The sequence below is a fragment of the Phenylobacterium deserti genome (genome assembly GCF_003254705.1).
GTDB classification, from domain to species: domain Bacteria; phylum Pseudomonadota; class Alphaproteobacteria; order Caulobacterales; family Caulobacteraceae; genus Phenylobacterium; species Phenylobacterium deserti.
Genome location: NZ_QFYR01000001.1, coordinates 1,664,052 through 1,676,685, shown reverse-complemented (window position 1 = coordinate 1,676,685; position 12,634 = coordinate 1,664,052). Strand labels below are relative to the sequence as shown.

Annotated in this window: 10 protein-coding genes and 2 tRNA genes; 6 read left to right on the top strand and 6 right to left on the bottom strand. The window is 66.8% G+C overall.

Annotated features, from left to right (window positions below; translation table 11 throughout):
* Positions 1-43: 43 nt before the first annotated feature.
* Positions 44-472, top strand: coding sequence for a SufE family protein (locus DJ018_RS08455; RefSeq protein WP_111514374.1), 429 nt, complete (start codon positions 44-46; stop codon positions 470-472).
* Here DJ018_RS08455 and mopJ read toward each other — a convergent pair.
* Positions 469-954: a motility/cell cycle regulatory protein MopJ gene (mopJ, locus tag DJ018_RS08450; RefSeq protein ID WP_111514373.1), complete on the bottom strand. Its 486-nt coding sequence runs from the start codon at positions 952-954 to the stop codon at positions 469-471. The genes DJ018_RS08455 and mopJ overlap by 4 nt on opposite strands.
* Positions 955-1,145: 191 nt before the next feature.
* A complete protein-coding gene (locus DJ018_RS08445; RefSeq protein WP_111514372.1) occupies positions 1,146-1,568 on the bottom strand; it encodes a Ros/MucR family transcriptional regulator in 423 nt (140 codons plus the stop codon).
* Positions 1,569-2,053: 485 nt separating this feature from the next.
* Here DJ018_RS08445 and DJ018_RS08440 point away from each other — a divergent pair, with 485 nt between their 5' ends.
* A complete protein-coding gene (locus DJ018_RS08440) occupies positions 2,054-2,515 on the top strand; it encodes a MaoC family dehydratase (RefSeq protein ID WP_111514371.1) in 462 nt (153 codons plus the stop codon).
* 9 nt (positions 2,516-2,524) lie between these two features.
* Here DJ018_RS08440 and DJ018_RS08435 read toward each other — a convergent pair whose 3' ends face one another.
* Positions 2,525-3,361, bottom strand: coding sequence for a trypsin-like serine peptidase (locus DJ018_RS08435; protein WP_111514370.1), 837 nt, complete (start codon positions 3,359-3,361; stop codon positions 2,525-2,527).
* A gap of 181 nt (positions 3,362-3,542) precedes the next feature.
* Here DJ018_RS08435 and DJ018_RS08430 point away from each other — a divergent pair, with 181 nt between their 5' ends.
* Entirely contained in the window at positions 3,543-5,630 is a 2,088-nt protein-coding gene (locus DJ018_RS08430) for a S9 family peptidase (RefSeq protein ID WP_111514369.1), read from the top strand.
* The gene (locus DJ018_RS08425) at positions 5,627-6,172 is read left to right on the top strand and encodes a GNAT family N-acetyltransferase (protein WP_111514368.1); all 546 of its coding nucleotides are present in this window, start codon (positions 5,627-5,629) and stop codon (positions 6,170-6,172) included. Before DJ018_RS08430 ends, DJ018_RS08425 begins: the two co-directional genes overlap by 4 nt.
* On the opposite strand, the gene DJ018_RS08420 is transcribed toward DJ018_RS08425, so the two are convergent.
* Both DJ018_RS08420 and DJ018_RS08415 read right to left on the bottom strand, forming a co-directional pair.
* Positions 6,173-6,799 carry a methyltransferase domain-containing protein gene (locus DJ018_RS08420; protein ID WP_111514367.1) on the bottom strand — a complete coding sequence of 209 codons (627 nt, stop codon included), beginning with the start codon at positions 6,797-6,799 and terminating at the stop codon, positions 6,173-6,175. It abuts the gene before it with no gap.
* 132 nt (positions 6,800-6,931) lie between these two features.
* Positions 6,932-7,005 (bottom strand) — tRNA-Gln (locus DJ018_RS08415).
* A gap of 128 nt (positions 7,006-7,133) precedes the next feature.
* Here DJ018_RS08415 and DJ018_RS08410 point away from each other — a divergent pair.
* Positions 7,134-7,210 (top strand) — tRNA-Pro (locus tag DJ018_RS08410).
* A gap of 118 nt (positions 7,211-7,328) precedes the next feature.
* On the top strand, positions 7,329-9,101 hold the full coding sequence (gene sppA, locus DJ018_RS08405; RefSeq protein ID WP_111514366.1) for a signal peptide peptidase SppA: 1,773 nt from the start codon (positions 7,329-7,331) through the stop codon (positions 9,099-9,101).
* Between the two features lie 235 nt (positions 9,102-9,336).
* Here sppA and DJ018_RS08400 read toward each other — a convergent pair whose 3' ends face one another.
* Positions 9,337-12,408, bottom strand: a complete 3,072-nt coding sequence (locus DJ018_RS08400; RefSeq protein WP_240609482.1) for a TonB-dependent receptor — start codon at positions 12,406-12,408, stop codon at positions 9,337-9,339.
* Between the last annotated feature and the right edge of the window lie 226 nt (positions 12,409-12,634).

Below are 12,634 nucleotides of genomic sequence, written 5' to 3'. Positions count from 1 at the left end.
GCCGGTTGCGGATCGCGCCGCCGGCCCTTAAGTCGGCGGCCTCATGACCAGCCCCATCGACAGCGTCCTTTCCGAACTCGTCGACGAGTTCGACCTCCTGGGCGACTGGGAAGAGCGCTACCGCTACGTGATTGAACTCGGCAAGGAGCTTGCGCCGCTGGCCGACGCCGAACGGTCCGAAACCAACAAGGTGCGCGGCTGCGCCAGCCAAGTGTGGCTGGTGACCGAGCCCCAAGCCGATGGCGCGCTGAGCTTCCGCGGAGACTCGGACGCCCACATCGTCCGGGGACTCATCGCGATCCTGCTGCGGCTCTACTCGGGGCGGCAGCCGGACGAGATCCTGGCCTTCGATATCAAGGCGGGTTTCGACAAGCTGGGGCTTTCCAGCGCGCTGTCATCGCAGCGCTCGAACGGTCTGGCTTCGATGGTCGCGCGGGTGCGGCGGGACGCGGAGCTGGCGCAGGCCGCCTAGGCGGCGCGGATGCCCGTGGGCATCTGGCTCATGCCGACCACGGCGTCGTAGCCCAGGATCATGTCCACGTCGTAGCCGTTGGACGCCAGCGGCAGGCGCAGCCACATGATCGACAGGTGGGAGGCGCCGCGCCAGGCCAGGCTGTGGACGCCCACGGACGGCCGGCGCTCGGCCACCACCTTGGTCAGCTCGGCGCGCCAATAGTCGGCGGCGGCGGAATTGTAGACTTCGGACAGCATCCGGCCGGTGATTTCGCGGCCATAGACGCCGTAGAGGCCCGTGCCCGCCAGACGCACGCGGAAGTCGAGCGGATCGGACACCACGTCGATCAGGCTGACGGTCGGCAGGAGGCGCTTGAAGCCGCCGGGGTCGACGTCGCGGCGCGACGGCAGGCGTCCGGCGTTGCGGAGCGACGCCCAGTAGGCGAACAGCTCTTCGTGCGCGCGAGCCGCCGCGGTAGGGGCTCCGATTTGCGCCGCCATCCCAGGATTCCTTAACAACTCTTTGGAATCGTAACGAATCACATATCGCCCGACGCGCGAATCGCCCGCAAGTCAAAATTGAGGCGAAGCTGAAGATATCTGTCGGGCTGCATCAGAATCAGAAACGCCCGCCGAAGCCGGCGGGCGCCTCAACTTAGGAAAAGATCAGTCTTGGCCGTGCGGCCGAAGCCTTAGCGCTTCTTGCCGCGCGGGGCCTGACGGCCGCCTTGGCCGAGGCCCATCTGCTTGGCCAGGTCCGAGCGGGCCTTGGCGTAGTTCGGAGCCACCATCGGATAGTCCTTCGGCAGGTTCCACTTCGCCCGGTATTCCTCGGGGCTCATGTTGTACTTGGTGCGCAGGTGACGCTTCAGCGACTTGAACTTGCGACCATCTTCCAGGCAGACGATGTAGTCGGGCGTGATGGAGCGGCGCACCGGAACGGCCGGCTCCTTCGGCGCGGCTTCCACCGGCTCGGCGCCCGTGGACACGCCAGCGAGGGCGCGGTGCACGGCTTGGATCAGGCTCGGCAGATCGGCGGCGGCGACGGTGTTGTTACCCACGTAGGCGGAAACAATATCCGCCGTCATCTCGATGACTTCCGACTTCTCGTCCATTTTCGTCATTCCACTGGAGTCGCGCCACTGCGGGCGCTGAAGTGATTCTCTAAAACAGTGTGGCGGTGCTTATCTTGATCTCTGAGCAAGCACAAGCAGGATAACACCTGTTTCCTTACAACAAGCCGTGGGTATTCCAGGACCCGATACAAGCGCGGAAGCTCAATGCAAGCGAGCGCGGGACTAAGGTGGCAAGCTGTACCTGCCCTGGACGCAACCTTCCGGAACGCTTGAGTTTTCAGCACGCCATCTATCCGCTCGCGCGGCGGCGAAAGCTGGAAAGACCCTGCTTGCAATCGGGACTTCAGGTCTCCGGAAACGATGCGCGAGACCTTTTGAATCCCTGTTCTTGCCCCGTCGCCAATCGCCTTTCGCAGCCGCCGCGCTTGACGGACCTTGGGTCAAGGCCCTGCTATGGCCGCCCTGCACAAGGCCGGCGCGTTCCTGTCGAGCCGCCGCAGTGAGCTGAGGATGAGGAGACGCGAATGGGTCCGGTGGAATTGAAGGATCTCGGCGGGCTGGCCGGCCAGGAGATCGGGGTTTCGGACTGGCTGGAGATCACCCAGGAGCGGGTGAACCAGTTCGCCGACGCCACAGGAGACCACCAGTGGATCCACGTGGACGTGGAGCGCGCCACCGGGGCGATCGGCGGGACCATCGCCCACGGCTATTTGGTGCTCTCGCTGATCCCGTTTCTGGGCCAGGGCATGCTGCAGCTGAACGGCGTCGCCTACGCGCTGAACTACGGCACCGACAAGGTGCGCTTCACCAACATGGTCCGCGTCGGCAAGCGGGTTCGCCTGCGCCAGAAGCTGGTCAGCGCCGAGCCGAAAGGCATGGGCGTGTTGATGAAGATGGAATGCACCATCGAGATCGAAGGCGAGGCGAAGCCCGGTTGCGTCGCCGAGACCCTGGCGATGCTCTACCCCGGCGCGCCGGTCGGCTAAGACCGAGCGTCAGTCAGGGCTGGCCGCCTCTTCCGCGGAGGCGGCCCGCGCACCGCTCACCGGCGGCGCGAGCGCCACGGTCACCGGAGCGCCGGGATCATCGATCAGGGCGATGGTTTCGCGGATGTACTTGGCGTGGGTGACGATGCCGATCTCCAGGCGCTCGTTGTTCAGCTCCACCTGCTGGGTCAACAGGCCGGCGATGAAGCCGTCGCCGGGACCGTCGGAGGCAAGCTGCGCGCCCGAGCGACGCTTGGACTGGTCGCTCATGAACACCGGCCCGCCCGAGTTGCCGGGGAACACCGAGAAGTCGAGGAGAAAGGTCGGGAAGATCTTCGCCGGGGCCACCGGGAAGGACGCGACGCGGCCCGAGCGCAGGATCGGGAAGCCCGCCTGGTTGGCGGCCAGTCCGCGAGGGAAGCCCAGGGCCATCATCTCGTCGCCAGCGCCGACATGGTTGTCAGAGAAGGTCGTGTCGCTGGCCAGGTAGTTCAGCGGGATCGCCGCCTTGGCGAACTCCGGCGGGGCGGTGATGGAGATGGCGGCGACGTCGCGCGAGGGGTGGTGGGTCCACATCTCGCGGCCCCCCTTGTCGCGGATGCGCACGGTTTGGGGCGCATAGCTCCAGCTGCCGTCGGCGTTTTCGATCCGGTAGCCGATCTTGGCCATCTGGCCGGGCATCTTCTGGAACACGTGGTTGGCGGTCACCAGCACGGTGCGGGGGCGGCCATCGGCGCCCTTCTCCGAGATGAGGAAGCCCGTGCCGACCGTCCGCGTGCCGTCGCCGAGCGGTTGCTCCAGCTGGACGGTCGCGTGGATCAGCTCGACTGAGAGATCCAAGACCATATGCGATACCCGACTACTGTACGCCCTGCGCGTCTTTGCGCGCTCTCGATGTCCAGGAGTGAATCAGAGTCAGGTGAGGTTGGAAAGGCGCGGCGCATGAGGCGAAAGCGCCCAGTGGCGGTTTTGTTGAAACTATGGCGGAGCGCTTGAGCCCCGCAGCGGCCGGGCGCATTTGGCCCCCATGAGCCTTCCGCCTCCCCCGAACGCCCGCAAGCAACCCCACTCCATCGAGCAGCTCGGCCGCACCAGGACGGACGACTATGCCTGGATGAAGGACGAGAACTGGCAGCAGGTGCTGCGCGACCCGAAGGCTCTGCGGGCCGACGTGCGCGAACATCTGGACGCAGAGAACGCCTACACCAAGGCTCTGCTGGCCTCGACGGAAGGGCTGCAGGCGCAGCTGTTCTCGGAGATGAAGGGTCGCATCAAGGAAGACGACTCCTCCGTCCCGGCGCCGGACGGTCCTTGGGAATACTACGCCCGGTACGCGCTTGGAGCCGAGCATCCGGTGCACGCGCGACGACCGCGCGGCCAGGCGGATGGCGAGCAGGTGCTGCTGGACGAAGATGCGCTGTCCAAGGGAAAGGCCTACTTCCAGGTGGGCGCGGCCCACCACAGCCCCGACCATGCGCTTTACGCCTGGGCGGCCGACGAGCAGGGGTCGGAGTACTACACTATCCATGTGAAGGACCTGGCGAGCGGCGAGGTGCAGGGCGCCCCGATCGAAAGCGCCTACGGCGACTTCACCTTCTCGCCCGACAGCCAGTGGCTGTTCTGGATCTGGCGGGACGAGAACGCCCGGCCGGCCAAGGTCTTCCGGCGTCCGGCGCGCGGCGGCGAAGACGTGCTGGTCTATGAAGAACCGGACGACGGCATGTTCCTGGGCGTCGGCACGACCTCGGACGACAGCCATGTGCTGATCCACGTGGGCAACCAGGAGACCACCGAGCTGTGGCTCATTCCGGCGAGTGATCCGACCGCCGCCGCGACGATGGCCGAGCCGCGCCGCGTGGGCGTGAAATACGAGATCGACCACTGGAGCGACCGTTGGGTCATCCGCACCAACGACGACGGCGCGGTCGACTTCAAGCTCTGCGTGTCCGAGGCGGAGGCGCCCGCCAAGGCGACGTGGCGGGACTGGATCGCCCACCAGCCGGGCCGCTACATCACCGGCTTCGCCGCCTTTGCCGGGCATCTGGTTCGCGCCGAACGGGTCAACGCCCTCGACCGGCTGGTCGTGGTGACGCGGGACGGTCGCGAACACGCCGTCGCGTTCGACGAGGAGGCCTACGCCCTGCACCTGGAGGGCGGGTACGAATACGACACCACCACCACGCGGTTCGTCTACCAGTCGCCTACGACGCCGCGGCAGTGGTTCGACTACGACCTGGAGAGCCGCGAGCGGACCCTGCGCAAGACCCAGGAGGTGCCCTCCGGTCACGATCCGGAGCGCTACGTGGCTCGGCGCCTGTATGCGACCGCGCCGGACGGCGAGCAGGTGCCGGTCACGGTGCTGATGCTGAAGGAGACGCCGCTGGATGGCTCCGCGCCGGTGCTGCTCTACGGCTACGGCTCGTACGGCCATGCGATGGAGCCGAGCTTCTCCATCCGAAACCTGAGCCTGGTGGACCGGGGCTGGATTTGGGCGACGGCGCACATCCGCGGCGGCTCGGACAAGGGCTGGGGCTGGTTCCTGGACGGACGGCGCGAGAAGAAGACCAACACCTTCACCGACTTCATCGCTTGCGCCGAGCACCTGATCGCCGAAGGCTATGGGACCAAGGGCCGGATCGCCGCTTATGGCGGGTCGGCCGGCGGCATGCTGATGGGCGCGGTCGCCAACCTGCGGCCGGACCTTTGGGGCGCGATCATCGCGGCGGTGCCATTCGTCGACGTGCTGAACACCATGAGCGACACGAGCCTGCCGCTGACGCCGCCGGAGTGGCCCGAGTGGGGTAATCCGATCGAGGACACCGAGGCCTATGACCGGATCCTCTCCTACAGCCCGTATGATCAGGTGGGGGACAAGCCCTATCCGCCCGTCCTCGCCACCGGCGGCCTGTCGGACCCGCGGGTCACCTACTGGGAGCCGGCCAAGTGGGTCGCCAAGCTGCGCGATCACACGACGGGCGATGCGCCGATCCTGCTGAAGATCAACATGGAAGCCGGTCACGGTGGGGCGTCGGGCCGGTTCGACTTCCTGAAGGAGATCGCCCTGGACTACGCTTTCGCCATCTGGGCGCTGGAGCGGGGCTGGGAAGCGGCATGATCATCCGGGCGGCGGAGACGACGGACGCCGAGGGGCTGGCTGCGATCTACGGCCATCACGCCTTGCATGGATTCGGCACCTTCGAGGAGGAGCCGCCGTCCGCCGAGGAGATGGAGCGCCGGCGCGCGGCGGTGGCGGCGCGCGGCCTGCCCTATCTGGTCGCCGAAGAGGAAGGCCGGGTGCTGGGTTTCGCCTACGCGGGGCCCTTCCGCCTGCGCGCGGCCTACCGCTACACGGTGGAAGACAGCGTGTATGTGGCGCCTGACGCGCTGGGCCGCGGCGTCGGCCGGGAGGTGCTGAGCGCCGTGCTGCAGGCCTGCGAGGACATGGGCCTGCGCCAAGTGCTGGCGGTGATCGGGGACAGCGCGAACGCCGGCTCCATCGGCCTGCACCGGGCGCTGGGCTTCGAGGACAGCGGCGTGGCTCGATCGGTCGGCTTCAAGCACGGCCGGTGGGTCGACATCGTGTTCATGCAGAAGGCGCTGAACGGCGGTGCGAGCCGCGATCCGGACGCCCCTGGCCTGTCGCTGTTCGGCGTCTGATCAGGCGGCGGGGTAGCGGCCGCCCCGGGCGATCTCATCCGCGGTGCGCTTGCGCAGCACGAACTCGATGGCCGCCTCTCCGGTGACGAGGCCGGTCTGATCGAACCGTGGGGCGCCGAAATGGTAGCCGGCGTCCAGCACCTCGATCTTCTGGATGCTGACCACGCTGGCGAAGTGGCCGAGCAGAGCCGTCAGGTTGATGGAGCGCGGGCTCCACGTCCCCGTCTTGCAGACCGTGAAGGTCCACTTGTGGTCGTCATTGAAGGTCGAGGGGAAGATACCCTGTTCATAGAGGTCCTCGTCCGGGACCATCACCACCACGTGGCCGCCCGGCTTGCAGATCCGGACCCAGTTGCCGAGGGCGACCAGCGGGTCCTGCAGATGCTCCAGGCAGTGGCTGGAATGAACGAAGTCGAGCGACTCGTCGGCCACGCCTTCCATCAGCATGGCGTCGCCGTCCGGCAGGTCCCAGCCGCGCAGGGAGGTCATCAGCGGCAGCATCTGGGAGAACATGCCGATCGCATCGTTGCCGGCGCCGATATCGATGCCGTCGCCCACCAGCCAGCGCGTCGCAAAGCGGCTGTCGAAGTTGCGGCGGACCATCGCCTTGCTGGCTTCATTCGACATCGGTGGATCGTCCGCTCACGCTGCTCTCGGGCGGGAGACTCGACCGATTCCGAATGTGCGCCAAAAGCTGCTTTGTCGCGGCGACCCACAGCGGCGCGCGATGACTTCAGCTTGCTTGGTGGAGAGAGGAAGTGGCTGGGGAACTAGGACTCGAACCTAGAATGACGGTACCAAAAACCGCAGTGTTACCATTACACCATTCCCCAGCAGGAACGGCTCGGGGGCAGTCCCCCGCGGCGAGGGCGTGGAGATAGCGCAGCATCTTTCCGGATGCAACGCCTCCTTACGCGCTTGCGACCCAGAAAATCGTCCCCTATAAGGCCCGCCTCCAAGTCGGAGTGTGGCTCAGTCTGGTAGAGCACCGCGTTCGGGACGCGGGGGTCGCAGGTTCGAATCCTGCCACTCCGACCATCTTCTCCCGCCATCGTCGAATCGCCCGCGCGCACCCTCCTTCACGCGTCTGCGTTTGTGTGCGACAGGCCCGCCAAGGGCTTGATCGCCAAGACCTCTGGGGTGCGGGTTTCCCGACATGAAGCAGTTCCTGATCACCGTGGCCGGCGTCTTCGCGGGCCTGCTCATCTTTCTGATCGGGGTGCCCTTCGTGCTGGTGGTGATGGCCGCCGGCGCGGCCAGCAGCTCCTCCACCCCGCAACGGGCGGTGCTCGAGCTCGATCTCCGCGACTCACTGTCCGATCAGTCGCCGCAGAACCCCTTCGCCGGGATCGGCCGTCGCTCGGCGTCGGTGATGTCGGTGGTGGAAGGGCTGCGCCGGGCGCAGAGCGACCCGAAGATCAAGGGGCTGCTGATCCGCCTGCCGGAAGGCGGGCTCGAGCCCGGCTCGGCCGACGAGCTGCGGCAGGCGGTGCTGCGCTTCCGCGCCTCCGGCAAGCCGGTGATCGCCCATAGCCAGGGCCTCTATCCCTCTGGCGTGGTGACCGCGACCTACATGCTTGGCACGGCCGCGGACGAGCTGTGGCTGCAGCCGGGGGCCTCGTTCCAGGTCACGGGCCTGTCCAGCCAGGACCTGTTTCTGAAGCGGGCGTTCGATCGGTTCGGCGTGAAGCCGCAGTTCGAGCAGCGCGCGGAATACAAGAACGCGGTGAACGGCTACCTCTACGACGACTACACGCCGGCGCATCGCGAGGCGCAGCTGTCGTGGATGAACTCCGTCTACCAGAGCAACCTCGCCGCCGCCGCGTCGGCGCGCAAGGTGGATGCGGCCGCCCTGCGTCGCACGCTGGAGGCGGGCCCCTACCTCGCCGAGGAAGCGCTGAGCAACCGGCTGGTGGACCGGCTGGGCCAAGTGCGCGAGGCGCAGGTGGCGCTGATGCGCCGGGCCGGCGCCGACGCCGAGATCGTCGAGTTCGAGGACTATGGTCCAGGGCGCGAGCGCGGGCGGGCCGGCGCGCCGTCCATCGCCCTGATCGAGGCGGAAGGGGCGATCGTCACCGGGCGTGATGGCGGCGGCAATCCGTTCGCCGGCAGCTCGAACATCTATTCCGACGACGTGGCCGAGGCCTTCTACGACGCCATCAAGGCCAAGGACGTGAAGGCGATCGTCTTCCGCATTTCTTCGCCAGGCGGCTCCGACACGGCGTCCGAGCAGATCCTGTCGGCGATCCGGGCCGCCAAGGCTGCCGGCAAGCCGGTGGTGGTCTCCATGGGGTCCTACGGTGCATCCGGCGGCTATTGGGTGGCGACGGAGGCTTCGGCCATCGTGGCCCAGCCGACGACGCTGACCGGCTCCATCGGGGTGTTCGGCGGCAAGTTCGCGCTGGGCGAGGCCCTGGGCCGCTATGGCGTCGACGTGCGCGAGCTGAACGTGGGCAACCCCTACGCGGGCGCGTTCAGCATGGGGCGGGAGTTCACGCCGCAGGAGCGCGCGGCCTTCGCCCGCTGGATGGACAACACCTATGCGAACTTCCTGACCCGCGTGGCGGTGGGCCGCAAGCTGCCGCCGGAACGGGTGCAGCAGATCGCCCGCGGTCACGTCTGGACCGGCGCCCAGGCCCGCGAGCTCGGCCTCGTGGACGAGGTGGGCGGCCTTTATCAGGCGGTCGACCAAGCCAAGCGCCTGGCGAACCTATCCGGCGAGCCGCGGCTGCGCCGGATGACGCCCAACGCCTCGGCCTTTGAGGCGCTGGAGCGGATGTTCGGCGTTTCGGCCGCATCCGTCCGGACCCTTGCGGCGGCCGCCTGGATCTTCGGCGATCCCCGTGCCTCGGCCATCATGGACGAGTTGGCCCAAGCCCGCATGCGGGACGGCGGGGCGCTGGTGCTGGCGCCGGAACGCTTCCGCTAGAGCGCCAGTGGCGGCAGCGGCCCTGCCCCTGCAGGGCCGGACCATTCACGACATCTGAATGATCGCGCCGCCTCGAGAGGCGGCCTGCGCTTGGCCACGCGTGCGGCGGGGCGCGAGGACCCTCGCCTCACCTTTGTATCCTCCGAGCCTGAGGCGGCCTGTTCATGCAGTCGGGCAAAAAGAAAGGGCCGGCCTCTCGCGAGGCCGGCCCCAACTTTCGTCTTCTCAGACCTGATTAGAAGGTCAGGTCGAAGCCCACGCGCAGGTAGCGCGGGTTTTGATAGAAGATCGGCGAGCCGTAGTTCGGGTCTTGAGCGCCCGAGTCCGTTTCACCGAATTCCCAAGCTTCCGTCACGCCTTGCGAATTGAAGACGTTGAACAGGTCGGCCCGGAGAACCAGCTCGCTGCCGAGCGGCATCCAGTCTTGGTTGAGGGTGTAGCGGACCGACAGGTCGACGTTGCTGACCCAGTCGGTTTCGAACGCCGAACCGCGCCACACGGCCTTGGCGCCGGACGGCAGGTAGTTGCCGCAGTAGCGCGAGTAGTGGCCGTAGTCCGCCGCCGCCGAGTCCGTCGGGTGCACGCCCAGGCAGCCGAAGTGCTTCGGCGACATGACGCGGGCGTTGGCGCCGACGAGCAGCTGGTCGGTGATCGCGTAGGAGCCGAACAGCTTGAACTGGTGCGCACGGTGGTTCGGCAGGAGGCCGAACTGGTTGTCCGTCAGACCAGCGAAGTCGTTGAGGATCGTCGAGCCGGCGTCGTCCTGACCGATGTCGGACAGAACGGTGCCTTCGTAGTTACCCTTGGACTCCGACAGCACGTACGAACCTTGCAGGCCCCACTTGCCGTCGAAGGCGCGCTCGAAGGTCATTTCGAGAGCGAGGTACTCACGCTTCGGCTTCGGGAAGCCCAGCTCTTCAGCCGTGAACTTCAGGAGCGTCGGCTGGGTGCCGCCCGGCAGCGGACCGCGGGACAGGACTTCGATGTCCTCGCCCGGGTTCATGACGATGTACTGCCAGGAGTTGTTCCAGGTCTCGTCGCAGCCTTCGATGCCGTTACGCTCGCAGTAGGCGCGGACGTACGGGTCGAGGGTGATGTCTTCGGACACGCGCTTCAGCGTCCGGTAGGTGAAGGCCGCGCCCGCACGCCACAGGTCGTTGATCTGACGGGTGTAGCCGATCTGGAACTCGTCCTCGTAGGTGGCCTTCAGGCCGCGCGAGGTCTTGGAGTAGGCCGGCTCGGCGATGCCGACGCCGAAGCTCACCGTACAACCTTGCACGCCCGCGCCCGCGCCGACGCCGCCCGCCGGGCAGCTGAAGGCGGAGAACGTCGGGTTGGTGGCCGTGGTGATCTGGGTGCCCAGGGTCGGAACCGCGCCCGAAGCGTTCACGCCGCCAGCCGGAGCGAGGAAGAACTCGCTGAAGCCGAGGTCGGCGCCGCGGTAGCTGAGGTTCGAGGCCGGCGGCACGAAGTAGCGGCCGAACGAGGCGTAGAACTTGTCCTTGCCTTCGCCGAACGGGTCGAAGGTGACGCCGATCCGCGGACCCCAGTTGTTGTCGAGGTTGAGGACTTCTTCACCGGCCAGGTTGTTGAGGGTGAAGATGTCGTTCCGCAGGCCGATCTGCAGGTTCAGGTTCGGCGTGATGTCCCAGGAGTCCTGGATGTAATAGGACTCGTTGCTGCCTTCGACGGGCAGACCGCCGAGGCGCAGGGTTTCGACTTCGATGTAGTCCTGACCGGCCGGAACACCGCGGCGGTCGTTCAGCGAACCGCGACGGATGATGTAGCGCTGACCGCCCGTCCGCTCGGTGACGTGGAACAGAGTGGTCTGCTCGTTGTCGTAGCCGACGCGGATGTGATGCTGGCCGAACAGGTTGACGTAGAAGTCGCCGTCGATCCGATAGAACTCACGCTCGGTAGCGACGATGTCGTTGCTCGCGATCTTCTGGTCGGAGACGATCACCGTGGTGCCGCTGCGGGTGTCTTCGACGCGGCTCACGTCCGGCGTCGCGGACAGAACGGAGTCGGCGTCGGTGCTCTTGCCGTAGGCGGCCGACAGGGTGAACCAGTCGGTGAAGGTGCCGGTGTAGCGGAACACGAAGCTTTCGCCGCCGCGATCGAACTCGGTCGGAGCCAGCGCGGCGCCGAGGGCGCCGGTGGTGTTGTCGAAGCTGTTGCCCGTGCGCAGGGTCTTGCGCTGGGTGTTGAAGTAGGTGCCTTCCAGGCGCTGACGATCGGTGATCAGCCAGTCGACCTTCGCGCCGTAGAACGGGTCGTCGCTGCGGTCGATGTTGTAGGAGCGCTGGTCGATACGGGCGAAACGACGCTCGTAGTCGCGGAACTGCGCGATACCGTAGACGAACAGGCGGTCACGGATGATCGGACCGCCGATTTCGACCGTCAGGTCCTTGTTGTTGTTCTCTTCCAGGCGGTTGGCGTACTGGAAGGTGTCCGGCGCGGTGGTCGCCAGGTCACGCGACTCGTAGTTGCCGTGCAGGGCGAAGTAGAAGTCGTTGGTGCCCGACTTGGTCACCGCGTTGATCACGCCGCCCGTGGCGCGGCCGAACTCGGCGGGGTAGCCGCCGGTCTTCACTTCAACCGTCTTGTAGAATTCGAACGGCACGGTGCCGCCGCCGACGTAGGTGTTGAAGTTCGTGATGTTCAGGCCGTTCACGTAGAACGCGTTTTCAGCGATCGACGCGCCGCCGACCGACGGCTGGTTGGCGAACGTGGCGTCGCCCGAGGAGGAGCCGAGCAGAACGGTCGGAGCCAGCAGCGCGACGCTCTGGATGTTCCGAGCGATCGGCAGGTTGCGCTGGATCTCTTCGATGTCGACCGTGGTGCCGCGGGTCGTCGCCGCGAAGTCGAGGGTCGGGCTGGCCGCGGCGCCGGTCACGACCAGCTCTTCAACGGCGGTGCCTTCCGCGCCGAGGGTGAAGTCGAAGCTCGACTCGCCGCCCAGCGAAACGTTGACGATCTGCTCGCCGGGGCCTTGCAGGCCGGCCTTGGAGACCGTGACGCCATAACGACCGATCGGCAGCAGCGGCGCGCGGAAGCGGCCGTTGTTGTCGGTGGTCAGGTTACGGGTGAAGCCTTGGTTCACCGAACGGACCGTCACCGTCGCGCCGGCGACCGGAGCGCCGGAGGTGTCGGCCACGTTGCCGGCGAGCGTGCCGGACGTGTAGTCCTGCGCCGAAGCGGTGGTGGCCGCCATCGTGCCCACGATCGCGACCGTCGCCGGCACGGCGAACGCCGCAACCGTTGCGAACAGCGATGAAGCGAGCAGACGCCCGCGGGTGGATTGCATTCTCAACATTATCCCTCCAGCGGCGGCGACCCCCTGCCACAGCCGCGTCCACGTTGATGCCGCGACGGACCGCCGCGGTTACCGCGCAGTTACGGACGTGACCATTCTAGGGTCAACCAACATTAAGAGGCCGCAATGTTCTGGAAGGACGATCTGTCGCATTCTGGTCACAGATTCCGCACGGAGCCGTCATCCAGGCACGAATCGTGCGGCGGCTGTGGGAGAA